Source organism: Shinella sp., from assembly GCF_035998705.1.
In the GTDB taxonomy this organism is placed as follows: domain Bacteria; phylum Pseudomonadota; class Alphaproteobacteria; order Rhizobiales; family Rhizobiaceae; genus Shinella.
Genome location: NZ_DASYHH010000033.1, coordinates 36,706 through 62,457 on the forward strand (window position 1 = coordinate 36,706; position 25,752 = coordinate 62,457).

The 25,752-nt window shown below is 63.4% G+C and carries 21 protein-coding genes; 1 reads left to right on the plus strand and 20 read right to left on the minus strand.

The window, feature by feature from the left end; all coding sequences use genetic code 11:
• Positions 1 to 9: 9 nt before the first annotated feature.
• Positions 10 to 3,504, minus strand: a complete 3,495-nt coding sequence (dnaE, locus tag VGN93_RS28435; RefSeq protein ID WP_327510283.1) for a DNA polymerase III subunit alpha — start codon at positions 3,502 to 3,504, stop codon at positions 10 to 12.
• A 360-nt stretch (positions 3,505 to 3,864) separates the two neighbouring features.
• On the opposite strand from dnaE, the gene VGN93_RS28440 reads away from it, so the two are divergent.
• Positions 3,865 to 4,446, plus strand: a complete 582-nt coding sequence (locus VGN93_RS28440; protein WP_327510284.1) for a hypothetical protein — start codon at positions 3,865 to 3,867, stop codon at positions 4,444 to 4,446.
• A gap of 18 nt (positions 4,447 to 4,464) precedes the next feature.
• Here VGN93_RS28440 and VGN93_RS28445 read toward each other — a convergent pair whose 3' ends face one another.
• From VGN93_RS28445 to VGN93_RS28535, 19 genes are all read right to left on the minus strand, one after another.
• Positions 4,465 to 5,151: an ABC transporter ATP-binding protein gene (locus VGN93_RS28445; protein ID WP_327510285.1), complete on the minus strand. Its 687-nt coding sequence runs from the start codon at positions 5,149 to 5,151 to the stop codon at positions 4,465 to 4,467.
• A 12-nt stretch (positions 5,152 to 5,163) separates the two neighbouring features.
• Positions 5,164 to 6,471: a lipoprotein-releasing ABC transporter permease subunit gene (locus VGN93_RS28450; protein ID WP_319311877.1), complete on the minus strand. Its 1,308-nt coding sequence runs from the start codon at positions 6,469 to 6,471 to the stop codon at positions 5,164 to 5,166.
• Positions 6,472 to 6,504: 33 nt separating this feature from the next.
• Complete coding sequence (gene proS, locus VGN93_RS28455) at positions 6,505 to 7,833, minus strand: proline--tRNA ligase (RefSeq protein WP_327510286.1); 1,329 nt, start codon at positions 7,831 to 7,833, stop codon at positions 6,505 to 6,507.
• A gap of 706 nt (positions 7,834 to 8,539) precedes the next feature.
• Complete coding sequence (locus VGN93_RS28460; protein WP_327510287.1) at positions 8,540 to 8,809, minus strand: DUF1467 family protein; 270 nt, start codon at positions 8,807 to 8,809, stop codon at positions 8,540 to 8,542.
• Between the two features lie 176 nt (positions 8,810 to 8,985).
• The gene (locus tag VGN93_RS28465; protein WP_327510288.1) at positions 8,986 to 10,653 is read right to left on the minus strand and encodes a ribonuclease J; all 1,668 of its coding nucleotides are present in this window, start codon (positions 10,651 to 10,653) and stop codon (positions 8,986 to 8,988) included.
• 15 nt (positions 10,654 to 10,668) lie between these two features.
• The gene (locus tag VGN93_RS28470) at positions 10,669 to 11,436 is read right to left on the minus strand and encodes a biotin--[acetyl-CoA-carboxylase] ligase (RefSeq protein WP_327510289.1); all 768 of its coding nucleotides are present in this window, start codon (positions 11,434 to 11,436) and stop codon (positions 10,669 to 10,671) included.
• Positions 11,433 to 12,875 (minus strand): NADH-quinone oxidoreductase subunit NuoN, encoded by a 1,443-nt coding sequence (gene nuoN, locus VGN93_RS28475; protein WP_319311867.1) that lies wholly within the window; start codon positions 12,873 to 12,875, stop codon positions 11,433 to 11,435. Before nuoN ends, VGN93_RS28470 begins: the two co-directional genes overlap by 4 nt.
• Before the next feature lie 17 nt (positions 12,876 to 12,892).
• Positions 12,893 to 14,404 (minus strand): NADH-quinone oxidoreductase subunit M, encoded by a 1,512-nt coding sequence (locus VGN93_RS28480; protein ID WP_327510290.1) that lies wholly within the window; start codon positions 14,402 to 14,404, stop codon positions 12,893 to 12,895.
• The gene (gene nuoL / locus VGN93_RS28485; protein WP_327510291.1) at positions 14,404 to 16,401 is read right to left on the minus strand and encodes an NADH-quinone oxidoreductase subunit L; all 1,998 of its coding nucleotides are present in this window, start codon (positions 16,399 to 16,401) and stop codon (positions 14,404 to 14,406) included. The genes VGN93_RS28480 and nuoL overlap by 1 nt, the downstream gene beginning before the upstream one ends.
• Positions 16,402 to 16,408: 7 nt before the next feature.
• Positions 16,409 to 16,717, minus strand: coding sequence for an NADH-quinone oxidoreductase subunit NuoK (gene nuoK / locus VGN93_RS28490; RefSeq protein ID WP_160860343.1), 309 nt, complete (start codon positions 16,715 to 16,717; stop codon positions 16,409 to 16,411).
• A 27-nt stretch (positions 16,718 to 16,744) separates the two neighbouring features.
• Positions 16,745 to 17,359, minus strand: a complete 615-nt coding sequence (locus tag VGN93_RS28495; RefSeq protein ID WP_327510292.1) for an NADH-quinone oxidoreductase subunit J — start codon at positions 17,357 to 17,359, stop codon at positions 16,745 to 16,747.
• A 99-nt stretch (positions 17,360 to 17,458) separates the two neighbouring features.
• Entirely contained in the window at positions 17,459 to 17,950 is a 492-nt protein-coding gene (nuoI, locus tag VGN93_RS28500; RefSeq protein WP_327510293.1) for an NADH-quinone oxidoreductase subunit NuoI, read from the minus strand.
• Between the two features lie 36 nt (positions 17,951 to 17,986).
• Positions 17,987 to 19,033: an NADH-quinone oxidoreductase subunit NuoH gene (nuoH, locus tag VGN93_RS28505; protein WP_327510294.1), complete on the minus strand. Its 1,047-nt coding sequence runs from the start codon at positions 19,031 to 19,033 to the stop codon at positions 17,987 to 17,989.
• Between the two features lie 20 nt (positions 19,034 to 19,053).
• Complete coding sequence (nuoG, locus tag VGN93_RS28510) at positions 19,054 to 21,132, minus strand: NADH-quinone oxidoreductase subunit NuoG (RefSeq protein ID WP_327510295.1); 2,079 nt, start codon at positions 21,130 to 21,132, stop codon at positions 19,054 to 19,056.
• A 121-nt stretch (positions 21,133 to 21,253) separates the two neighbouring features.
• A complete protein-coding gene (locus tag VGN93_RS28515) occupies positions 21,254 to 21,844 on the minus strand; it encodes a hypothetical protein (protein WP_327510296.1) in 591 nt (196 codons plus the stop codon).
• Between the two features lie 5 nt (positions 21,845 to 21,849).
• Entirely contained in the window at positions 21,850 to 23,154 is a 1,305-nt protein-coding gene (nuoF, locus tag VGN93_RS28520; RefSeq protein WP_319311849.1) for an NADH-quinone oxidoreductase subunit NuoF, read from the minus strand.
• A gap of 11 nt (positions 23,155 to 23,165) precedes the next feature.
• Positions 23,166 to 24,299 carry an NADH-quinone oxidoreductase subunit E gene (locus VGN93_RS28525; protein ID WP_327510297.1) on the minus strand — a complete coding sequence of 378 codons (1,134 nt, stop codon included), beginning with the start codon at positions 24,297 to 24,299 and terminating at the stop codon, positions 23,166 to 23,168.
• Positions 24,300 to 24,315: 16 nt separating this feature from the next.
• The gene (locus VGN93_RS28530; RefSeq protein WP_327510298.1) at positions 24,316 to 24,555 is read right to left on the minus strand and encodes a hypothetical protein; all 240 of its coding nucleotides are present in this window, start codon (positions 24,553 to 24,555) and stop codon (positions 24,316 to 24,318) included.
• On the minus strand, positions 24,555 to 25,745 hold the full coding sequence (locus VGN93_RS28535; RefSeq protein ID WP_327510299.1) for an NADH-quinone oxidoreductase subunit D: 1,191 nt from the start codon (positions 25,743 to 25,745) through the stop codon (positions 24,555 to 24,557). Before VGN93_RS28535 ends, VGN93_RS28530 begins: the two co-directional genes overlap by 1 nt.
• Between the last annotated feature and the right edge of the window lie 7 nt (positions 25,746 to 25,752).

The following is a 25,752-nucleotide window of genomic DNA, read 5'->3' on the forward strand; positions in this document are numbered from 1 at the left end:
TGATAAATTCTAGACCAGCTCCACATCCAGCACGCCCGGTGCGGAGCGCATGGCGGCGGCGATCTCGGGGGAGATGCGGAAGCGCTCGTTGAGCTCGACCTCGATTTCGCGCTGGCCATTGTCCTTGATGACGATGAACGAGACCAGGCCGTCGCCCTTGGTGTTGAGATGGGCGGCGATGGAGCGCAGCGGGCCGGAATCGCGGACATAGACGCGCAGCGCCTTCTGGGTCTGGAGCGATTCTTCCTCCAGCGAGCGCAGCGTCTGGATGCGCAGGCCGATGCCTTCCGGCCGCTCTTCCGCCTGCACGGTCATCACCAGCGATTTGCCGGCCTCCAGCAGGTCGCGGTACTGGTTGAGCATTTCCGAAAACAGCACGGCCTCGAACTGGCCGGACGAATCGGAGAAGGCGACGATGCCCATCTTGTTGCCGGTGCGGGTCTTGCGCTCCTGCTTGGAGGTTACCGTGCCGGCAAGGCGGCCGGCGGTGGCGCCGCGCTTCACGGCGATGGCGAAATCGGCAAAGGTCTGCACCCGCATCTTGGAGAGGATCGGCGCATAGGTGTCGAGCGGGTGGGCCGACAGGAAGAAGCCGAGCACCTGGAACTCGCGGTGCAGCTTTTCGGACGCGAGCCAAGGCGTGTAGGACGGCAGCGTGATCACCTCCGGCCCGGTGGCGGCCCCCATGCCGAAAATGTCGCCCTGGCCGCTGTTCTTGTCTTCCTGCGCGCGCTGCGCATAGCCGAGCATGCGGTCGAGGCCGGCGACCATGGCGGCGCGGTCATGGCCGAAACAATCGAAGGCACCGGCGACGATCAGGCTTTCGAAGACGCGGCGGTTGACGAATTTCGGGTCGATGCGCAGGCAGAAGTCTTCGAGGCTCTTGAACGGCGTGTCGCCGCGCACCTGGACGATGTGCTGCACGGCCGCCTCGCCCACGCCCTTGATGGCGGCGAGCGCGTAGTAGATGCGGTTCTCGCCGGTCTCGAAATGGGCAAACGAGGTCTGCACCGAGGGCGGGATGACCGCGATGGCGAGACGGCCGGCGTCCTGGCGGAAATCGTTGAGCTTGTCCGTGTTGGACATATCGTAGGTCATCGACGCGGCCAAAAACTCGACCGGGTAATGCGCCTTCAGATAGGCCGTCTGGTAGGAAACGATGGCGTAGGCGGCGGCGTGCGACTTGTTGAAGCCGTAGTTCGCGAATTTGGCGAGCAGGTCGAAGATCAGGTCGGACTGCGGCTTCGACACGCCGTTCTTCACGGCGCCCTCGACGAAGCGCGCGCGCTGCTGGTCCATCTCCGCCTTGATCTTCTTGCCCATGGCGCGGCGCAGAAGATCGGCTTCGCCGAGCGAATAACCCGACAGGACCTGGGCGATCTGCATCACCTGTTCCTGGTAGACGATAACGCCCTGCGTCTCCTTGAGGAGATGGTCGATCATCGGGTGGATCGATTCGATCTCCTCCTCGCCATGCTTTCGGGCATTGTAGACCGGGATGTTCTCCATCGGGCCCGGGCGGTAGAGCGCCACGAGCGCGATGATGTCCTCGATGCAGTCGGGCCGCATGCCGATCAGCGCCTTGCGCATGCCGGCACTTTCCACCTGGAACACGCCGACCGTCTCGCCGCGCGACAGCATCTCGTAGGTCGGCTGGTCGTCGAGCGGCAGGCTTTCGAGCTTCACCTCGACATTGCGCTTGCGGATGAAATCGACCGCCGTCTTCAGGACGGTCAGCGTCTTCAGGCCCAGGAAGTCGAATTTGACGAGGCCGGCCTGTTCCACCCATTTCATGTTGAACTGGGTGACCGGCATGTCGGAGCGCGGGTCGCGGTACATCGGCACCAACTGCGACAGCGGCCGGTCGCCGATCACGATGCCGGCGGCGTGCGTCGAGGCGTGGCGGTAGAGGCCTTCGATCTTCTGGGCGATATCGAGCAGGCGCGCGACGACCGGTTCCTTCTCCGCCTCCTCCTGCAACTTCGGCTCTTCCTCGATCGCCTTGGAGAGCGGCGTCGGATTGGCCGGATTGTTCGGCACGAGCTTGCAGATCTTGTCGACCTGGCCGTAGGGCATTTCCAGCACGCGGCCGACGTCGCGCAGCGCGGCACGCGCCTGCAGCGAACCGAAGGTGATGATCTGCGCCACCTGCTCGCGGCCGTATTTCTGCTGCACGTAGCGGATCACCTCTTCGCGGCGATCCTGGCAGAAGTCGATGTCGAAGTCGGGCATCGAGACGCGTTCCGGATTGAGGAAGCGTTCGAAGAGCAACGAGAAGCGCAGCGGATCGACGTCGGTGATCGTCAGCGCATAGGCGACGAGCGAACCCGCGCCCGAACCGCGGCCGGGCCCAACGGGAATATTCTGCTGCTTGGCCCATTTGATGAAGTCGGCAACGATGAGGAAGTAGCCGGGGAACTTCATGCGCTCGATGACGCCGAGCTCGAAATCCAGGCGCTCGCGATAATCCTGCTCGGTATAGCCGGGCGTCAGCCCCAGCAGTTCCATCCGGCTTTCAAGACCCTCCACGGACTGGCGGCGCAGTTCTGCCGACTCCGCACGATCCGCCTCCTCCGGATCGTCCGTCGCCCCCGTGAAGCGCGGCAGGATGGGGCTGCACGTCTTCAGCACGAAGGAGCAGCGCCGGGCGATCTCGACCGTATTCTCCAGGGCCTCCGGCAGGTCGGCAAAGAGCTTTGCCATGTCCTTGCGGCTCTTCAGGTAGTGGTCGGGCGACAGGCGGAAACGGTTGTCGTCCGAGACCATGGCATTGTGCGCCACCGCCATCAGCGCATCATGCGCGTCATAATCATCGGGCGCCGGGAAGAACGGCTCGTTGGTCGCGACCAGCGGCACGTCTTCCGCATAGGCAAGCTCCACCATGCGGCGCTCGTGCTGCTTGTCGTAGCGCCCATGCCGTTGCAGCTCGATATAGAGCCGGTCGCCGAAGACGCGCTTCAGCGCATGAAGCCGCGCCCGCGCGACGGCCGGCTGGCCGGCAAGGAAGGCCATGTCGACCGGACCGCCATGCGCGCCGGTGAGCGCGATCAGCCCGTCCATGCCCTTTTCCAGCCAGCTATAGGCGATGCGGATCGACTGGTTGCCCTCGCCGCCGAGATAGGCGCGGCTGACGATCTCGACGAGACGCGCATAACCGGCATCGGTCGCGGCGAGGAGCACGATCGACGGCAGCTTCACAAGCTGTGCCTGCCCGCCGCGCCGCTCGCCGTCGCCCTCGTCTTCCATGTCGATCGACAGCTGGCAGCCGATCAGCGGCTGGATGCCGTCGCCGATCGCCTTCTGCGAAAATTCAAGCGCCGCGAACAGGTTGTTCGTGTCGGTAATGGCGATCGCCGGCTGCTGGTCGGACAGCGCCTTGCCGATGATCTTCTTGATCGGCAGGGCGCCTTCGAGCAGCGAGAAGGCCGAATGCACGCGCAGATGCACGAATTGCGGCGTCTCGGCCACCGTATCGCCATCCATCTTCCGAGCTTCGTTCGCCATGCCATCTTCCTTCCGGTCAAGGCAGGAAGCTTAAGCGGATTCGCACCCGTCTCGTCCAGAAGGTTATTGCCGTTGCACCCGATTTCCACGCGCGAAGAACGCGGGACGGAAGGCGATCGGCTCGAAGAATGAAATGCGGGCCGTCAGATTCCGAAGAGGATGACGGAGAAGGTGGCGACGAACATGGCCATGGAGGTGAATGCAGCAAGATCGCGAAGAAAATCGGTCATTGTGTCTCCCTTTCCTTTTATGTTTTCATTTTGTTCTATTCCTGTTCTCGTGTCAACTGCTTTCCACAGGCCCTCTGGACCCGCGTTCGAAGGCGCAATATGGTCGCCTCGATCACATGGAGGAAAAGAGATGAAATCGTTGATTGCCGCCCTTCTCGTATCAGTCGCCCTGCCTGCCGCGGCCGGCGCCGCCGACTTTCCGGCCGAGCGCGTCCTGGCCATGGCGAGCGGCGACTGGGACAAGGACGGAACGATCGACCTCGCTCTCATCGCGACGGCGGAGGAGAACAGCGGCGAGGACAGCGGGCTCTATATCTATCTTAACAAGCCGACCGAGGCCCGGCTGTCGCTCGCGCTCTCGCTTCCGAACACGATCTGGGGCAGCCCGCCGATCATGGCCGGCCAGGAGCCGGAACTCGGGGCGCTTGCCAACGGCTCCCTCACGCTGGTGACGAAGAACGAGTCCATCGGCCGGGACCGTTGGCGCCAGACACTGACCATCGCCTACCGCAACTTCGATTTCATCGTCGCGGGTTACACGTTCTCTTCCTACGACACGCTCGACCCGAACGGGGGCAGCGAGTGCGACCTCAACGTTTTGACCGGCAAGGGAAAGGCGCTCGGGCAGCCCTTCAGCGGCAAGGCGCAATTCGTGCTGCTGAAGGACTGGAAGGACGAGATCGCCCGCTCGGCCTGCGGGCTGGACAACTAGCCAGCCGCGAGGCGTGACTCAGGCAAGCTCGCGCACGAGGCCGTCTTCGATCGTCACGCGACGATCCATCAGGGCGGCGAGTTCGTGGTTGTGGGTCGCGATGAGTGCCGCGAGGCCGGACTGGCGGGCAAGCGCTTCCAGCGCCTCGAAGACGTAGCCGGCGGTTTCCGGGTCGAGATTGCCGGTCGGCTCGTCGGCGAGAAGCAGCAGCGGCGCATTGGCGACGGCGCGCGCGATGGCGACGCGCTGCTGCTCGCCGCCGGAGAGTTCCGACGGGCGGTGCTCGGCGCGATGGCCGATGCGCATATAGTCCAGCAGCTGGGCGGCACGCTCGCGCGCCTCCGCCTTGGAGAGGCCGCCGATCAGCTGCGGCATCATGATGTTTTCCAGCGCGCTGAATTCCGGCAGCAGGTGGTGGAACTGGTAGACGAAGCCGATCTCGTTGCGGCGGATCGTCGTGCGCTCCTCGTCGCCAAGGTCGGCGCAGGAATGGCCGTTGACGAAAACCTCGCCGACATCGGGCTTTTCGAGCAGGCCGGCAATGTGCAGCAGGGTCGACTTGCCGGTGCCTGACGGTGCGACGAGCGCGACGGTCTCGCCGCTCCTGAGCGCGAAATCGGCGCCCTTGAGGATCGTCAGCAGGGTTTCGCCCTGGCCGTAGTGCCGTTCGATGCCCCGGAGTTCCAGTGCGTTGCGCGCGTTCATGGCGTTCTGTTCCTATTCGTAGCGCAGGGCCTGGACCGGGTCGAGCTTGGAGGCGCGCCAGGCGGGGAAGATGGTCGCGAGGAACGAAAGCGCCAACGCCATGACGATGACCGTGACCGTCTCGCCGGCATTCATGTCGGCCGGAAGCTGGCTCAGGAAATAGAGTTCCGGGTTGAACAGCGTCGTGCCTGAAATCCAGGAGAAGAACTGGCGGATCGACTCGACGTTCAAACAGACGACGACGCCGAGCAGCACGCCGGCGAAGGTGCCGACGGTGCCGATCGCCGCGCCCGTCATGAAGAAGATGCGCATGATCGCGCCGGACGTGGCGCCCATGGTGCGCAGGATCGCGATGTCGCTGCCCTTGTCCTTCACCAGCATGATGAGGCCGGAGATGATGTTGAGCGCGGCGACGAGCACGATCAGCGTCAGGATCATGAACATGACGTTGCGCTCGACCTGCAGCGCCGAGAAGAAGGTGCGGTTGCGCTGGCGCCAGTCGGTTATGTAGATCTGCCGGCCGGCGGCCGCCTCGATCGGCTGGCGCAACGCGTCGACCGCATCGGGATTGGCGACGAAGAGCTCGATCGACTGCACGATGCCTTCGGCGTTGAAATAGAGCTGTGCCTCTTCGAGCGGCATGTAGATGATCGAGGCGTCGTATTCCGACATGCCGATCTCGAAAATGGCCGAGACGGTGTAGGTCTTGACGCGCGGGTTGACGCCGAGCGGTGTCACGTCGCCTTCGGGGGCGACGAGCGTGATCTGGCCGCCGGCGCTCAGCCCGAGCTGTTCGGCCATGCGCGAGCCGATCGCCACGCCGCTGCCGGAAGCGAAGCCGACGAGGTCGCCTTCCTTGAAGTTGTCGGAGACGGCCTTCATCTTCGCCAGATCATCGGCGCGGATGCCGCGCACCAGCGCGCCCGTGCCGGCCCCGGCGGTACCGGAGGCCAGCGTCTGGCCTTCCACCAGCGGGATCGCCATCGTGACGCCCGCAACGGCGGAAAGGCGCTCGGCGAGTGCGGCATAGTCGTTCAGCGGCGTATCGATCGGCTGGATGATCATGTGGCCGTTGATGCCGAGGATGCGCGAGATCAGCTCCGTGCGAAAGCCGTTCATGACGGCCATGACGATGATGAGTGTCGCGACCCCCAGCATGATGCCGATGAAGGAGAAGCCGGCGATGACCGAGATGAAGGCTTCCTTGCGCCGGGAGCGCAGGTAGCGCCAGGCGACCATCCGCTCGAAAGCGGAGAACGGGCGGTTTTTCGTATAGGCCTGAGCCCCGGTTGCAGATGCACCGCTCGCTGCGTCAGCCATGGTCCCTCCCGTTGCCCCCGCCGCCTGCGGGCATCAATTGCCGGACGTCAGGCGGTTGATCGCCGCCTCGATGGTCAGCGTCTCGCGTTCGCCGGTCTTGCGATCCTTGATCTCGACCTCGCCGTTTGCGACGCCGCGCGGGCCGCCAATGACCTGCACCGGCGCGCCGATGAGGTCGGCGGTGGCGAATTTGGCGCCTGCCCGCTCGTCCTTGTCGTCATAGAGCACGTCGATGCCGGCCTTCAGGAGTTCGGCATAGATCTTTTCGCAGGCGGCGTCGCAGGCCGCGTCGCCGGACTTCATGTTGATGACGATCGCCTCGAAGGGCGCCACCGCCTTCGGCCAGATGATGCCGTTCTCGTCATGCGAAGCTTCGATGATCGCCGGCACGAGGCGCGTCGGGCCGATGCCGTAGGAGCCCATGTGCACGATGTGCTCCTTGCCGTCCGGGCCCTGCACCTTGGCGCCCATGGCTTCGGAATATTTCGTGCCGAAATAGAAGATATGGCCGACCTCGATGCCGCGGGCGGACAGGCGCTCGCCTTCCGCGATCGCGTCGAAGGCGGCCGCATCATGCATTTCCGACGTCGCGGCATAGCGCGAGGTCCACTTGTCGAAGATCGCCTTGAGGCCGGCAACGTCCTCGAAGTTGGTGTCTACGCCGGGAACGTCGAAGTTCAAGAAATCCTTGTGGCAGAAGACTTCCGACTCGCCGGTATCGGCGAGAATGATGAATTCATGGCTGAGATTGCCGCCGATCGGGCCGGTATCGGCACGCATCGGAATGGCGCGCAGGCCCATGCGCGAGAAGGTGCGCAGATAGGCCGCGAACATGCGGTTATAAGCGTGCTCCGCGCCCTCGCGGTTGAGATCGAAGGAATAGGCGTCCTTCATCAGGAACTCGCGCGAACGCATGGTGCCGAAGCGCGGACGGATCTCGTCGCGGAACTTCAGCTGGATATGATAGAGGTTGAGCGGCAGGTCCTTGTAGGATTTCACGTAGGACCGGAAGACGTCCGTGATCATTTCCTCGTTGGTGGGACCGTAGAGCATCGGACGCTCCTGGCGGTCCTTGATGCGCAGCATCTCCTTGCCATAGGCGTCGTAGCGGCCGCTTTCCTGCCAGAGCTCGGCGGATTGCAGCGTCGGCATCAGAAGCTCGACGGCGCCTGCGCGGTTCTGCTCCTCGCGGATGATGGCGTTCACCTTGTCCAGCACCCGCTTGCCCAGCGGCAGCCAGGTATAGATGCCCTGGGACTGTTGCTTGACCATGCCCGCACGCAGCATCAGCCGGTGCGAGACGATCTCGGCTTCCTTGGGGTTTTCCTTGAGGATGGGCAGGAAGAAACGGGAAAGGCGCATATCGGGTTCCGGGAGTGACTGATCCGCCCTATTCGGGGAATCGGGCAAAATGACGTTGATTTTGATGCGTTCATAAACGCTTCGCCGAAGGAAGGGAACCCGGCAGGCCCAGCCGGCCCATCGCGGCGGCGCGCTGTCCACCGCCGTTGACGGAGCGGGCAAATGTGGCGGAAAAATGGGGGCGTCAATAACAGAATTTGCCCATGCGTTGTCAATCGAAAAATTTTATTCCAGTGTAGCAAAAATGCAAAAAAAGCGGATGACAACGCCTAAGCTTTGGGCTAGTTTCAGGCCACAAAACAGGCAGGAAGTACAAATTCTTGCCATTTCGCGGTCAAGTCTTGGGAGGATCAGATCTTAGGCGCGCGTAGACGCTGCCACCGCACAACGGATAAAGATCACGCGATACCTGTAAAACAAGGCTTTCAGCCTTGTTTTTTTTTGCCTTTTGCCAAGCCGGCCCTCCCTCTGACAAATTCGTTCGCAAGGTCCATGCGTCAAAGACGCACACGCCGCGCGCCTGCGACACTCCGCCTCACGCGAGGTAAGGCAAATTGCTCCGCCGAGCGCCCAAAGGGGCACTCATGCGCCGTTTTCGCGGTGAATTATGACGGAGGGCAAAGGAAGACTTTTCCAGAACGCCCCGGAAGACGCGGAATGCCTTGCTTCAGGCCCTTGAAGGAGCATTAACCTTTGTGGCGCGCGCCTACTTAAAATCCGGCATGAATTGCGGGATGGAGTCGATGCCATAGCCGAGCCGCACCGACAGGACGTACCAACAGGCGTAGACCACGGCGGAGGCGATCGTCGTGACCAGCATCACGCGGCCGCCGCGGAAGCGCGCCGGGGCGCTCTCCACCGTGCCGGGCACCACTTCCTCGGCTTCGGCCTGCGTCTTCAGCCCGAAGGGCAGCACGGCAAAGAGCGTCATCCACCAGACGATGAAATAAACGGCGAAGTAGGAAAACCACTGCATGGATGAGACCCTCGTGCGACAGCGGGTCTTTTACGCCGGTCCGGCCGCAAGTTCAAACGGCGCGAGGGCGGCGTGCTGTCACACCTCTTCGAGTTCGACCAGCGTGCCGAAAAAGTCCTTGGGATGCAGGAAGGGCACCGGCTTGCCATCCCGCATCATCCAATCCCTCGAGAAAATCACACCTTCGTCAGGAACACCGTGACCACGGGCTTCTTGCCCCAGATCTCGTTTGCCGTGGAGCGCACGGCGCGGCGCACGGCTTCGCGCACCATTTCCAGGTCCTTGCGGCGGGCGCGCGGGATGCTTTCGACGGCGCCGAGCACGGCGTCGTAGAGCGTGTCGCCCATGTCCTCGCCCTCGTCGTCGAACTGCGGCAGGCCGAAGGGCTCGACTTCCGGATCGCCCATGAAGTCGAAGCGGCTGTCGAGCAGGATGCTGACGGCGACATGGCCGACGAAGGCGAGCTTGCGGCGGTCGCCGATGCCCATTTCCTCGTAGTCGCCGATGAGGTTGCCATCCTTGAAGATGCGGCCGAAGGGGGCGTGGTCGACGACCTCGGGCACACCGGGGGCGAGCTTCAGGACATCGCCATTGCGCACGCGCGGCACTTGCGCGATGCCGGACTGTTCGGCGAGCTCCGCATGGGCCGTCAGGTGTGCGGCCTCGCCATGCACGGGCACGACCATACTGGGGCGCGTCCAGCCGTACATCTGCTGCAATTCATGCCGGCGCGGGTGGCCGGAGACATGCACCAGCGCCTCGCTGTCGGTAATCACGTTGATGCCCTGGTCGACCAGGCCGTTCTTGATGTCGTTGATCGCCTTCTCGTTGCCGGGAATGGCGCGCGAGGAGAAGATGATCGTGTCGCCATCCGTGAAGGCGACGTTGCGCATCTCGTCGCGGGCGATCTTGGCCAGCGCCGCGCGCGGTTCGCCCTGGCTGCCGGTGAGGATGACGACGACCTTGTCGCGCGGGATATAGCCGAACTCGTCTTCCGCGATGAAGGGTTTCAGGCCCTCCATGAGGCCGATGTCGCGTGCGACATTCGTCACGCGCTTCATGGAACTGCCGAGCAGCAGCACCTCGCGACCGGCGGCCTCGGCCGCCTGCGCAATGGAGCGGATGCGGCCGACATTGGACGAGAAGGTGGTGATGCCCACCCTGCCCTCGGCGCTCTCGATGATCTTTGTCAGGCTTTCCGACACTTCGCGCTCGGAGGGCGACACGCCGTCACGTAGCGCGTTCGTGCTGTCGCAGATCAGCGCCAGCACGCCCTCGTCGCCGAGCTTGCGGAAGCGCGTCTCGTCGGTCAGCGGCCCGAGCGACGGATCGAGGTCGATCTTCCAGTCGCCGGTATGGATGACGGTGCCGAGCGGCGTCCTGATCGCCAGCGACATCGGTTCCGGGATGGAATGGTTGACGCCGATCGCCTCGATTTCGAACGGGCCGACATTGATGCGATCGCCCTGCTTGAAGATCGTCACCGGGATTTCGGTGCGGCTGCGCTCGTAGTCGCGCTTGGCTTCCAGCATGCCGGCCGTAAACGGCGAGGCATAGACCGGCACGTTGAGGCCAGGCCACAGCTCGTTCAGCGCGCCGTAATGGTCTTCGTGCGCGTGGGTGATGATGATGCCCTTGAGCTTCTCGCGTTCCTTGGCGAGGAAGCGGATATCGGGCAGCACGAGATCGACGCCCGGCAGGTCCGGCCCCGGGAAGGTGACGCCGCAATCGACCATGATCCACTGGCGGTTCGTCTTCGGGCCATAGCCGTAGAGCGCGAGGTTCATACCGATTTCGCCGACGCCGCCAAGCGGCAGGAATACCAGTTCGTCTTCTTTTGCCATCGGGTTCAAAAAGTCCTATCCAAAAAACACGTCGCCGGCCGCGATCAGTCGCGCGCCGCCATCATCCGTCTCCAGTTTCAGGAGACCTGTATCATCAATTCCGGCGAAGCGCCCGGAAATCGAACGGTCGGGAAGGTTGACCGTTATGTTTTCCCCGATGCCGCCGGCCACCTGTTTCCAGCGTTCCATGATGGCCGAGATCCCCCGTCCGGCGTCCCACAGCGACAGCGTTTCGGCCATCGACTGGAAGAGATAGGCGAACAATTCGTCAGGGGAAGCGGCGGCGCCGAAATCACGCAGGGTGGCGACCGGATAGAGGCCCGCATCGGGCGCCACGGCGACATTGATGCCGATGCCGATCGCCAGTCCATGCCGGCCATCGGGCAGCGTCTCCCCCTCGATGAGGATGCCGCAGACCTTGCGGCGGTCGACCAGAATGTCGTTCGGCCACTTGATCAGCACGTCGGGTGCCGCGAGCGGCATGATGCGGCTGACGGCGGCCTGCACGGCGACCGCGACGGCGAGCGGCAGGGAGCCGAGGCGTTCCATCGGCGCCGGATCGACCAGCATCAGCGAGGCGTAGAGATTGCCCGGCTCGGAAAACCAGGCCCGCCCGCGCCGGCCGCGCCCGCCCGTCTGGCGTTCGGCGGTGATCCAGAGACCGGAAAGCGCGCCCTTTCGGGCGCGCTCCAGGCATTCCGTATTGGTCGAGCCGACCTCGGCGAGCGCCTCGTGCCGGAAATCGTCGAGCGACAACGGCCGAGGATTTTCGGAGCCGCTCAAAAGAAGGTCCGCGCCGCGGCTTCGGCGGCAGCGCCGATCGGGCCGCCGATCAGCACGTAGCCGACGACGAACAGGCCGGAGAGCCCGAAGACCAGCTTCAGTTCGCCGGCGGTGCGGGCGAACTCACCGGTCGCCTCGTCGAACCACATCACCTTGATGATGCGCAGATAGTAATAGGCGCCGACGACCGATGCGAGCACGCCGATGATGGCGAGCGCATAGAGATGCGCTTCGATCGCCGCCATGAAGACGAAGTATTTTGCGAAGAAGCCTGCCATCGGCGGGATGCCGGCGAGCGAGAACATCAGGATCGTCAGCACCGTCGCCATGAAGGGGTTGGTCGAGGAGAGGCCGGCGAGATCGTCGATATTCTCGACATTGCCGCCTTCCTTGCGGCGCATCGCCAGGATGCAGGCGAAGGTGCCGAGCGTCATGACCATGTAGATCAGCATGTAGAGCGCCACGCCGCGCACACCGGCCATGGAGCCGGCGGCAAGGCCAACCAGCGCATAACCCATATGGCCGATCGAGGAATAGGCCATCAGGCGCTTGATGTTGCGCTGGCCGATGGCGGCAAACGAGCCGAGCAGCATGGAGGCGATCGAGATGAAGACGATGACCTGCTGCCAATCGGCGACGACAGGCTCGAAGGCCTCGATGACGATGCGCACCAGCATGGCCATGGCGGCAACCTTGGGGGCTGCCGCGAAGAAGGCCGTGACGGGGGTCGGCGCGCCTTCATAGACGTCCGGCGTCCACATGTGGAACGGCACGGCGGAGATCTTGAAGGCAAGGCCGGCGAGGATGAAGACCAGGCCGAAGACGAGGCCGAGCGAACGGCCTTCGGCGGTCAGCGCTGCCGCGATTTCCTGGAAACCGATATGGCCCGTAAAACCGTAGACCAGCGACATGCCGTAGAGCAGCATGCCGGAGGAGAGCGCGCCGAGCACGAAGTATTTGAGGCCGGCTTCCGTCGAGCGCAGGCTGTCGCGGTTGATCGCGGCGACGACGTAGAGCGCCAGCGACTGGAGTTCCAGCGCGAGGTAGAGCGACAGCAGGCTGTTGGCCGAGATCATCAGCAGCATGCCGAGCGTCGACAGAACGATGAGGACCGGGAACTCGAAGCGATCAAGCTGTTCCGAGCGGGCGTGGCCGACGGTCATCACCATGGCGGTGATGGAGCCGATCAGCGCCAGCACCTTCATGAACTTGGCGAAGGCATCGGAGACGAAGGCGCCGCCATAGGCCTGGCCCTCGCCGGTGGCGAGCACCAGCCAGAGGCCGGAGATGATCAGCAGCGCGACGGCAAGCCCGATGACGGTGGTGCCCGAGCGTTCGCCGGAGAAGACACCGATCATCAGCAGGGCCAGGGCGCCGACGGCGAGGATGATCTCCGGCAGCGAGAGCTGAAGGCTGGCGAGGATTGTATCAGCGGTCATATCGTCAGGTCCCGTCGTCAGTTCGCCGTGAGCGCAACGGATTGCGCCGCCTGCAGAGCCGCGGAGTAGTTGTTGAGCAGCGCGTCGACCGAGGCCGCCGTCGCATCGAACACCGGCGCCGGATAGACGCCGTAGAAGATCGTGAGGATCACGAGCGGATAGAGCAGCAGCTTTTCGCGTAGATCGAGATCGAGCAGCGACTTCAGGCTTTCCTTCTCGAGCGCACCGAAGATCACCCGGCGGTAGAGCCAGAGCGCGTAGGAAGCCGACAGGATGACGCCCGTCGTGGCGAAGAAGGCGACCCAGGTGTTGGCGCGGAAGACGCCGACCAGCGTCATGATTTCGCCGACGAAGCCCGAGGTGCCAGGCAGGCCGACATTCGCCATGGTGAGGATCATGAAGGCGACGGCGTATTTCGGCATGTTGTTGACGAGGCCGCCATAGGCGGAGATCTCGCGGGTGTGCAGCCGGTCATAGACGACACCGACGCAGAGGAAGAGCGCGCCGGAGACGATGCCGTGCGACAGCATCTGGAAGATGGCGCCCTGGAGACCCTGCACGTTTGCCGCGAAGATGCCCATGGTGACGTAGCCCATGTGGGCGACCGACGAATAGGCGATCAGCTTCTTGATGTCGTCCTGCATCAGCGCCACCAGCGAGGTGTAGATGATGGCGATGACCGACAGCGCGAAGACGAAGGGCGCGAAATAGTCGGAGGCCAGCGGGAACATGGCGAGCGAGAAGCGGATGAAACCGTAGCCGCCAAGCTTTAGCAGCACGCCGGCCAGGATGACAGAGCCCGCCGTCGGCGCCTGGACGTGCGCATCCGGAAGCCAAGTGTGCACCGGCCACATCGGCATCTTCACCGCGAAGGAGGCGAAGAAGGCGAGCCACAGCCAGGTCTGCATATGCGGCGGGAAGTTGTAGGCGAGGAGTTCCGTGATGTCCGTCGTGCCGGCCTGCCAGTACATCGCCATGATAGCGAGCAGCATCAGCACCGAGCCGAGCAGCGTGTAGAGGAAGAACTTGTAGGAGGCGTAGACGCGATCCTTGCCGCCCCACACGCCGATGATGATGAACATCGGAATGAGGCCGGCTTCGAAGAACACGTAGAACAGCACGATATCGAGCGACACGAAAACGCCGACCATGAACACTTCCAGAAGCAGGAAGGCGATCATGTATTCGCGCAGGCGATTTTCGATCGAATGCCAGCTCGCGAGCACGCAGAACGGCATCAGGAAGGTCGACAGGATGACGAACAGCATGGAGATGCCGTCGACGCCCAGATGGTAGGAAATGCCGGTGCCGAGCCAGTCGGCCTTCTCGACCATCTGGAAGCCCGGATTCGCATTGTCGAAGCCGATCCAGATGAAGAGCGAGAGGACGAAGGTGAAGACCGTCGTCAGAAGCGAGACATTCAGGATGTTGCGGCGGCCATAGGGGCTGTCCTCGCGGGTCAGCAGCAGAAGCGCCACGCCGACGAGCGGGAGAAAGGTGACCGCTGAAAGAATGGGCCAATCGGTCATCAGAGGGAGCTCCCGAGCATCATCCAGGTGACGAGTGCTGCAATACCCAGCAACATCGCGAATGCGTAGTGATAGAGGTAACCGGTCTGAAGGCGCACGACACGATCCGTGACGTCCATGACGCGGGCGGCGATGCCGTTCGGGCCGAGGCCGTCGATGACGGTGCCGTCACCCTTCTTCCAGAGGAACTTGCCGAGCCGCATGGCGGGACGGACGAAGAGGAAGTCGTACAGTTCGTCGAAGTACCACTTGTTGAGCAGGAACTGGTAGAGCCCGCGATGCTGCTCGGCGAGGTATTTCGGCGTTTCCGGCGAGCGGATGTACATGTACCAGGCGGTGACGAAACCGATGGCCATGGCGGCAAACGGGCTCCACTTCACCCAGAGGGGGACGTGGTGGTACTCGTTGACCAGCTCGTTTTCCGGCAGCGTGAACAGCGCGCCCTGCCAGAATTCGCCATAGTGGTGGCCGAAGAAATATTCGACGAAGATCACGCCCGCGACGACCGCGCCGGTTGCCAGCAGGTAGAGCGGGATCAGCATCACGGCCGGCGATTCGTGCACATGGTGCATGACGTCGGCGGAGGCGCGCGGCTTGCCGAAGAAGGTCATGAAGGCCAGGCGCCAGGAGTAGAAGCTGGTGAAGAGTGCCGCGATGACCAGCAGCACGAAGGCGAAGCCGGCGACGGGGCTGTGCGAGGCGAAGGTCGATTCGATGATCGCGTCCTTCGAGAAGAAGCCGGCGAAGCCGATGACCGTGCCCGGGATGCCGACGCCGGTCAGCGCCAGCGTGCCGATCGTCATCATCCAGAAGGTGATCGGGATGTGTTTGCGCAGACCACCCATGTAGCGCATATCCTGCTCGCCATCGACGGCGTGGATGACGGAGCCGGCGCCAAGGAACAACAGCGCCTTGAAGAAGGCGTGCGTGAAGAGGTGGAATATCGCCGCACCGTAAGCGCCGATGCCGAGCGCCACGAACATGTAGCCGAGCTGCGAGCAGGTGGAATAGGCGATGACGCGCTTGATGTCGTTCTGCACGAGGCCGACGGTCGCCGCGAAGAAGGCGGTGATCGCGCCGACGAGCGTCACGACCATGAGGGCGGTGTGCGACAATTCGAACAGCGGCGACATGCGGGCGACAAGGAAGACGCCGGCCGTGACCATGGTTGCGGCATGGATGAGGGCCGAAACCGGGGTCGGGCCTTCCATGGCGTCCGGCAGCCAGGTGTGCAGCAGGAACTGCGCCGACTTGCCCATCGCGCCCATGAAGAGCAGCAGGCAGGTGGCGGTCAGCGCCTGCGACTTGTCGAGCGTCATGCCGAAGAGGTTGATGACGGGCGCAGTGGCGTCCGCAGCACCTTCAGCCGGCAGGTAGGTGGCGGCGGTCGCAAAAATCGTCTCGAAGTTGATCGAGCCGAACAGCACGAAGATCGAGAAGATGCCGAGCGCGAAGCCGAAGTCGCCGACGCGGTTGACGATGAAGGCCTTCATGGCGGCGGCGCAGGCGGACGGCTTCTTGTACCAGAAGCCGATCAGCAGGTAGGACGCGAGACCCACGCCTTCCCAGCCGAAGAACATCTGGAGAAGATTGTCCGACGTCACCAGCATGAGCATGGCGAAGGTGAAGAGCGAGAGATAGGCGAAAAACCGCGGCCGGTGATGGTCGTGGTGCATGTAGCCGATGGAGTAGATATGTACGAGCGTCGAGACCGAATTGACGACGACGAGCATGACGGCCGTCAGCGTATCGACGCGGAACGCCCATTCGACATCGAAGCCGCCGGACTGGATCCAGCGCAGCACGCTGACCTTGACCATCTCCGTCTCGCCCATGGCGACGTCGAAGAAGACGATCCACGACAGGACTGCGGCCAGGATCATGAAGCCGGAGGTGACGTATTCGGACGCCTTGGCGCCGATCGCATTGCCGCCGATGCCGGCGATGAGGAAGCCGATCAGGGGAAGGAAGACGATTGCCTTGATGATGGTATCCATGACCCGATCAGCCCTTCATCATATTGACGTCTTCGACGGCGATCGAACCGCGGTTGCGGTAGAAGACGACGAGAATTGCAAGACCGATAGCCGCTTCAGCAGCCGCAACGGTCAGAATGAACAGCGCGAAGACCTGGCCGACGATATCGTTCAGGAAGGCCGAGAACGCGACCATGTTGATGTTGACCGCTAGCAGGATGAGCTCGATCGACATCAGGATGACGATGACGTTCTTCCGGTTCAGGAAGATGCCGAAGACGCCGAGGGTGAAGAGGATGGCGCTGACGGTGAGATAGTGGGAAATACCGATTTCCATTTTGCTTTTCCTTGGTCCCGCGCTGCCTCAGATGCCCTGGCCGGGCTTCACCTTGACGACCTCGACGGCGGTTTCCGGCGTGCGGGCAACCTGCTGCGAGATGTTCTGGCGTTTGATGTTCGGCTTGTGGCGCAACGTCAGCACGATCGCGCCGATCATGGCGACGAGCAGCACGAGGCCGGCGATCTGGAAGAAATAGACGTAGTGCGTGTAGAGCACGTCGCCGAGGGCTGCCGTGTTCGTCCGCTCGGAGACCGGCGGGATCGGCATCGATATGTTCTTGGCGATCTCCGGCGCAAAGGTCGAGCCGCCCACAACAATGATCAGCTCCGCCGCAAGAATGAGGCCGATCAGCGCGCCGACCGGCGCATATTCCAGCGCCCCTGTCCGCAATTCGGCAAAGTCGATGTCGAGCATCATCACGACGAAGAGGAAGAGAACCGCGACTGCGCCGACATAGACGACCAGCAGGATCATCGCCAGGAATTCGGCGCCCGTCAGCAGGAACAGGCCTGCCGAGTTGAAGAAGGTGAGGATCAGGAACAGCACGGAATAGACCGGATTCCTGGACGAGATCACCATGAAGGCGGACGCCACCGCCACGAAGGCGAAGAGATAGAAGAATAGAGCCTGGAGACCCATTTTGGTGCCTTTTCGTCTTCCCCGAAGAAGGTCCCCCTTCCCCGTCGAAGCCTGACGACCACTCGTCAGGCACTTACGTTCATCTTGCCTTTCCGCCGATCAGCGGTAAGGCGAATCCATCGCGATGTTGCGGGCGATTTCCCGCTCCCAGCGATCGCCGTTTTCGAGCAGCTTCTGCTTGTCGTAGTAGAGCTCCTCGCGCGTCTCGGTCGCGAATTCGAAGTTCGGACCTTCGACGATGGCGTCGACCGGGCAGGCTTCCTGGCAGAAGCCGCAATAAATGCACTTCACCATGTCGATATCGTAACGCACCGTGCGGCGCGTGCCGTCGTTGCGGCGCGGACCCGCCTCGATGGTGATGGCCTGGGCAGGACAGATCGCCTCGCACAGCTTGCAGGCAATGCAGCGCTCTTCGCCGTTCGGGTAACGGCGCAGCGCATGCTCACCACGAAAGCGCGGGGAGACCGGACCCTTTTCGAAGGGATAGTTCACCGTCGCCTTCGGGCGGAAGAAGTAGCGCATCGACAGGAAGAAGGCGGCCACGAATTCCTTGAGGAACAGCGAATTTACGGCTTGTGAGATACTAGCCATTTCAAGCTCCAATGCTGCTGAGGGTCGGGGCGGTCCTCATGCGGACCAGCCCGTGAGCTTCAGCACGAATGCAACGATGACCACCATGGCGAGCGAGATCGGAAGGAAAACCTTCCAGCCCAGACGCATGAGCTGGTCGTAGCGGTAGCGCGGCACGAAGGCCTTCACCATCGCGAACATGAAGAAGACGAAGGAGGCCTTGAGCACGAACCAGATGATGCCCGGGACCCAATTGAGGAACCAGACGTCGACCGGGGGCAGCCAGCCGCCGAGGAAGAGGATCGTCGTCAGCGCGCACATCAGGCAGATGGCGGCATATTCACCGAGCATGAACATCATGTACGGGGTCGAGCCGTATTCCACCATGAAGCCGGCGACGAGTTCGGATTCGGCTTCCGGAAGGTCGAAGGGCGGGCGGTTCGTTTCGGCCAGCGCCGAGATGAAGAACACCACGAACATCGGGAAGAGCGCCAGCCAGTGCCAATCCAGGAAAGAACCTGGCAGGCCGATCATCGTGCCGATGCCGTCGCGCTGCGAATTGACGATGTCCGTCAGATTCAGCGAGCCGACGCAGAGCAGCACGGTGACGATGACAAAACCGATCGAGACTTCGTAGGAGACCATCTGTGCGGCGGAGCGCAGCGCACCGAGGAACGGGTACTTCGAGTTCGAAGCCCAGCCGCCCATGATGATGCCATACACTTCGAGAGACGAGATCGCGAAGATGTAGAGGATGCCGACATTGATGTTGGCGATGACCCAGCCGTCGTTCAGCGGCACGACCGCCCAGGTGGCGAGCGCCAGCGTCACCGAGACGAGCGGGGCGAGCAGGAAGATCACCTTGTTGGCGGTCGCCGGGATCACCGGCTCCTTGAAGACGAACTTCAGAAGGTCGGCGAAGGACTGGAACAGGCCCCAGGGGCCGACGACGTTCGGGCCGCGGCGCAGCTGTACGGCGGCCCAGATCTTGCGGTCGGCGAGAAGCACGTAGGCGATGAAGACCAGCAGCGCGACCAGCAGCAGGAGCGACTGGGCCACCATGATCAGGCCAGGCCAAACGTAGGTCGAAATGAAAGCGTCCATAACGTCTTATTCCTTCGCGCTCATTCCGCCGCGGCTTTGAAATTGTTGCGGGCCAGCGCAGAGCACTCGGCCATGACCGCGGAGGCGCGCGCTATCGGGTTCGTCAAATAGAAGTCTTTGATCGGAGACGCAAACCCGGAATTCGCCATCGTCCCGCCTTTTTTCGCAAGTGCGGAAAGATCGGCGCTATCGCCCGTCGCAATCTCGTCGACTGCGGCAAAATGCGGGTGTGCGGCGTGGAGTTTCGCGCGCAGCTGCACGAGCGAATCGAAGGGCAGCTTGCTTCCGAGCACGTCGGACAGTGCACGCAGGATCGCCCAGTCCTCGCGGGCGTCGCCCGGCGCGAAGCCGGCGCGGTTGCCCACCTGGACGCGGCCTTCGGTGTTGACCCAGGTGCCCGACTTCTCGGTATAGGTCGCGCCCGGCAGGATGACGTCAGCGACATGCGCCGCGTTGTCGCCATGCGAGCCGATATAGACGGTGAAGGCGGTCTTCCTGGCAAAATCCATTTCGTCGGCGCCGAGCAGGAAGAGCACGTCCGTGCCATCAAGCATGTCGGCTGCGACCTTGCCGCCGTCGCCCGGCACGAAGCCGAGGTCGAGGCCGCCGACGCGGGACGCCGCGGTGTGCAGAACGGCGAGGCCGTTCCAGTCCGCCTTCACCGCGCCGACGCTTTCGGCGAGCTTCGTGACGGCCGAAAGGACGGCGAGGCCATCGGCGCGCGACAGCGCACCCTGACCGATGATGATCATCGGACGCTCGGCCTTCTTCAGCTTGGCGGCGAACTTGACAGAGCCGTCGATGAGGCCGGAGAGCGTGTCCGTGCCGGCGCCGAGATATTCGTAGCCGTAGCGCAGCTCGCCCTGTTCGCCGATCACGCCGATCGGGAAATTGTCCATCCGCCAGCGCTTGCGGATGCGGGCGTTGAGCACGGCCGCCTCGAAGCGCGGATTGGAGCCGACGATCAGCAGCGCATCGGCCTGTTCGATGCCTTCGATGGTCGGGTTGAAGAGGTAGCTGGCGCGGCCGAGCGACGGATCGAGCGTGGAGCCGTCCTGGCGGCAGTCGATATTGCTCGAGCCGAGCGCGGTCATCAGTTCGCGCAGCGCAAACATTTCCTCGACGGAGGCAAGGTCGCCGGCGATCGCGCCGATGCGGTCACCGGACGTGCCGGCAACGGCGGTCTTGATGGCGCCGAAAGCCTCTGCCCAGGTGGCGGGCTGGAGGCGGCCGTCCTTGCGGACGTACGGACGGTCGAGCCGCTGGGTCTTCAGGCCGTCCCAGATGAAGCGGGTCTTGTCGGAGATCCACTCTTCGTTGATCTCTTCATTGACGCGCGGCAGGATGCGCATGACTTCGCGCCCACGGGTATCGACGCGGATCGCCGAGCCGACGGCGTCCATGACGTCGATCGATTCGGTCTTGTTCAGTTCCCACGGACGGGCCGTGAAGGCGAACGGCTTGGAGGTCAGCGCGCCGACCGGGCAGAGGTCGACCACGTTGCCCTGAAGCTCGGAGGTCATCGCCTGTTCGAGATAGGTGGTGATCTCGGCATCTTCACCGCGGCCGATCAGGCCGAGCTCGGTGATGCCGGCGACTTCCGTCGTGAACCGAACGCAGCGCGTGCAGTGGATGCAGCGGTTCATGATCGTCTTGACGAGCGGGCCGATATACTTGTCCTCGACCGCGCGCTTGTTTTCCTGGTAGCGCGAACTGTCGATGCCGAAGGCCATCGCCTGGTCCTGCAGGTCGCATTCGCCGCCCTGGTCGCAGATCGGGCAGTCGAGCGGGTGGTTGATGAGCAGGAACTCCATCACCCCTTCGCGCGCCTTCTTGACCATCGGCGTGGTGGTGAAGACTTCCGGCGGCTCGCCGTTCGGGCCGGGACGCAGGTCCCGTACGCTCATGGCGCAGGAGGCCGCCGGCTTCGGCGGGCCGCCCTTCACCTCGACGAGGCACATGCGGCAGTTGCCGGCAACCGACAGCCGCTCGTGGAAACAGAAGCGCGGAACTTCGGCGCCCGCATCCTCGCACGCCTGAAGCAGCGTGAAGTGATCCGGCACTTCGATTTCTTTTCCGTCGACTTTCAGCTTTGCCATATCTCAATTCCCGCTTTTGACGCAGTCGCTGCGTCTTGCCAGCGCCATTCTCTCCAGCCGTTGTTTGGGCGCTCTGCCCGTCCCTTCGGCCTTTGTTCCGTTTCGCCAGTTCCGGCGGAGCCTAGCCCCTGCCCTTCGCCAGCGCCTTTGCCTGCTCCACCCAACGATCGCGGGCAATGCGCCCGGCGAACCCGAGTTCGGCTTCAATCCTCGCAACATCCTCGGCCTTCAGGGCCGCGATGTCGGCGTAACGCCGGAAGCCCATGCCGTTCAGCACCTGCTCCAGTTTCGGCCCGATGCCCGAAATCACCTTCAGGTCATCCACCTTGGCGGCTTTGGCGGCCGGCGCCTTGCGCGCGGGCTTCGCTTCCACCGTCTTCGGCGTCGCGCTTTCGCGCGCCACCTTGATCTTGCGTTCCGGCGCCGGCTCCTCCGCCTTTGCCGTGACGTCGATCGCCTCGTCGAGCGCCACCTTCGCCCGCTCCGTCGCCGTCTGCATCGCCCCCAGCATCAACCCGGCCATCTGGCCCGCAATGCTGAAACCGATCGCCGTCGTGGCAGCCATTGCCGCCACCGGATGGGCCATCAGCGGATGCAGCGGCACGCCCGGCATCTCCTTCAGCCACGGCGCCAGACCGAAAGGGTCGTCGCCGGCGGCTGGCGCCGGCTGAACCCTGGTTGCATTCGCATCCTGTCCTGCCGGCTTCGTCATCGCCTTTACTCCGCTGCTTCAAGCACGGCGCCATGCGCCGTGGCGTTTGCCGTATACTTGTCGATACGCGCCTCGATCTCCGGGCGGAAATTGCGGATGAGGCCCTGGATCGGCCAGGCCGCCGCATCGCCGAGCGCGCAGATCGTGTGGCCTTCGATCTGCTTCGTCACGTCGAACAGCATGTCGATTTCGCGCTTCTGCGCATTGCCCGTCACCATGCGCTGCATGACGCGCATCATCCAGCCGGTGCCTTCGCGGCACGGCGTGCACTGGCCGCAGCTCTCGTGCTTGAAGAAGGCCGAGATGCGCCAGATCGCCTTGATGATGTCGGTCGAGCGATCCATGACGATCATGCCGCCCGTGCCGAAAGAGGACTTCACCTCGCGCAGGCCGTCGAAGTCGAGCGTGACATTCATCATGTCCTCGCCCTTGACGACCGGGCAGGATGCGCCGCCCGGGATGACGGCGAGAAGATTGTCCCAGCCGCCGCGGATGCCGCCGCCGTGCTTTTCGACCATCTCCTTGAACGAGATGCCCATGCTTTCCTCGACCGTGCAGGGCCGGTTGACGTGGCCGGACATCATGAACAGCTTGGTGCCGACATTGTTCGGACGGCCGAACGAGGAGAACCAGGCGGCGCCGCGCCGCAGGATGGTCGGCGTGACGGCGATCGATTCGACGTTGTTGACCGTGGTCGGGCAGCCGTAGAGGCCCATATTCGCCGGGAACGGCGGCTTCAGGCGCGGCTGGCCCTTCTTGCCTTCCAGGCTTTCGAGCAGCGCGGTTTCCTCGCCGCAGATATAGGCGCCGGCACCGTGGTGGACGTAGATGTCGATGTCGTAGCCGAGCTTGTTGTTCTTGCCGAGCAGGCCGGCGTCATAGCACTCGTCGATGGCCGCCTGCAGCGCCTCGCGCTCGCGGATGAACTCGCCGCGCACATAGATATAGGCGGCGTTGGCGCCCATGGCGAAGGAGGCGACGACGCAGCCTTCGATCAGCGTGTGCGGATCGTTGCGCAGGATATCGCGGTCCTTGCAGGTGCCGGGCTCGGATTCGTCGGCGTTCACGACGAGGTAATGCGGACGGCCGTCGCTCTCCTTCGGCATGAAGGACCACTTGAGGCCGGTCGGGAAGCCAGCGCCGCCACGGCCGCGCAGGCCGGACGCCTTGACCTCGTTGATGATCCAGTCGCGGCCCTTTTCGAGCAGCTCCTTGGTGCCGTCCCAGTGGCCGCGGGCCATGGCGCCCTTCAGCGACTTGTCCTTGGTGCCGTAGATATTGGTGAAGATGCGATCCTGGTCTTTAAGCATGGTTCACCTCTTTACCGCGGCTTCTTGCCGAACACGCGGATGTATTCCGCTTCGCCGCCCTTTGCGAGCGCCTCGGCCTGCCTGACCCAGTCGTCCCGCTCGATGCGGCCCTTGAAATTCAGATAGGAATCGACCCAGGCGCGCTCTTCCAGCTTCCAGGAGGAAACCTGTGCGAAGGTGAAGATGCCCAGCGCGTGCAGGATGCCCTCGATCTTCGGGCCGACGCCGGAGATGAGCTTCAGGTCGTCCACGGTCGCGGGGCGCGCGATGCCGGCCGGACGGTTCTTGTCCTCCAGCGAGGGCTTGACGGCGGCCGCAACCGGCTGCTTGGCTTCATTGTCGCCGCCTTCGGCGCGCGTATCGCCCGTCGCCTTGGTGTTGGCGGCGGCTTCCGCCTTGGCGGTCGCCGGCGTCTTCAGCTTGGGATCGGTCTCCACCGCATCGGTCTTCGGCTTTGCAGCATTCGACGGCGGAACGCTGACGCTCTCGTCCTCGGTCTTCTTGGCGCGGGTCGTCACCTTCTTGGCGGCCGGTTCCGGCTCGTTGAGGCTGGTGAGGCCGCCGACCGGGGCGGAAAAGATGCGGTCGACCTGCGGGCCGGGCGTGATGGTGGAGCCCTTGCCGGCATCGAACCGATCGATGATGTGCTCGAGCTGCGTCGCGGTCAGGTCTTCATAGCTGTCCTTGAAGATCATGATCATCGGCGCGTTGACGCAGGCGCCCAGACACTCGACTTCTTCCCAGGACAGCGTACCGCTCTCGTTCAGGTGGTGAGGCTCGGCGTGGATGCGCTTCTTGCAGACGTTGATCAGGTCTTCCGCGCCGCGCAGCATGCAGGGCGTCGTGCCGCAGACCTGGACATGGGCGCGCGTGCCGACCGGCCCGAGCTGGAACTGGGTATAGAAGGTCGCGACTTCGAGCACGCGGATATAGGCCATGCCGAGCATGTCGGCGATGGCTTCGATCGAGGCCTTGGTGACCCAGCCGTCCTGCTCCTGTGCGCGCATCAGAAGCGGGATGACCGCCGATTGCTCGCGGCCCTTCGGATACTTCTTGATCGTTGCCTTGGCCCAGTTCGCATTCTCCTTCGTAAAGGCGAAGCTCGCGGGCTGGACATTGTCTTCGGCTAGTCGACGAACGGACATTCTGTAACGCCTTGTCTCAGTTAATCTGCCTGCACTGCGTTTGCGCCGTGTTGACGAATTCGCAGGCGTAGGCCGACTTGTCTTTCTGCATGAATACGACATTGCGGCTGCCGTTCGGCGCCGCAGCCTTGATCTCGTAACCCTGGCCGACCAGCTCGCCCATCGTGGCAGACGAGACGCCGCCTTCCGCATCCTGCGCCTGCGCAGCGAAAGCGGTCACCAGCAAAAGGGCGGTGGCAGCAGCCAGTCTCGGCATCAGCGGTCAACCTCGCCGAACACGATGTCGAGGGAGCCCAGGATCGCCGAAACGTCGGCGAGCTGGTGCCCGCGACAGATGAAATCCATCGCCTGGAGGTGGGCATAGCCCGGGGCGCGGATCTTGCAGCGGTAGGGCTTGTTGGTGCCGTCGGCGACGAGATAGACGCCGAACTCGCCCTTCGGCGCCTCGACGGCTGCGTAAACTTCGCCGGCCGGGACGTGATAGCCCTCGGTGTAGAGCTTGAAGTGGTGGATGAGTGCTTCCATCGACCGCTTCATCTGGCCGCGCTTCGGCGGAACCATCTTGCCGTCGACCGAGGAGACCGGGCCGACCTTGGCGTCGCCGAGCAGGCGGTTGACGCACTGGCGCATGATCTTCGCCGATTCGCGCATCTCGATCATGCGGATGACGTAACGGTCGTAGCAGTCGCCGTTCTTGCCGATCGGAATGTCGAAGTCGAAATCGGAATAGCACTCGTAGGGCTGCGAGCGGCGCAGGTCCCAGGCAGCGCCCGAGCCGCGCACCATGACGCCGGAAAAGCCCCAGGCCCAGCAGTCCTCCAGCTTCACCACGCCGATATCGACGTTGCGCTGCTTGAAGATGCGGTTGCCGGTCAAGAGTTCGTCGATGTCGTCGACGGTCTTCAGGAACGGGTCGATCCACTTGCCGATGTCTTCCACCAGCTCGTGCGGCAGGTCCTGGTGCACGCCGCCGGGGCGGATATAGGCCGAGTGCATGCGCGCGCCGCAGGCACGCTCGTAGAACACCATCAGCTTTTCGCGCTCTTCGAAACCCCAGAGCGGCGGCGTCAGCGCGCCGACGTCCATGGCCTGCGTGGTGACGTTCAAGAGATGCGAGAGGATGCGGCCGATTTCGGAATAGAGCACGCGGATGATCTGGCCGCGGATCGGAACCTCGGTGCCCGTCAGGCGCTCGACGGCGAGCGCGAAGGCATGCTCCTGGTTCATCGGCGCCACATAGTCGAGGCGGTCGAAATAGGGCACGGCCTGGAGATAGGTCTTCGTCTCGATGAGCTTTTCGGTGCCGCGATGCAGCAGGCCGATATGCGGATCGACGCGCTCGACGATTTCACCGTCCAGCTCGAGGACCAGACGAAGAACCCCGTGCGCCGCGGGATGCTGCGGGCCGAAGTTGATATTAAAGTTGCGAACGTTGTGCTCGTTCATACCGCTT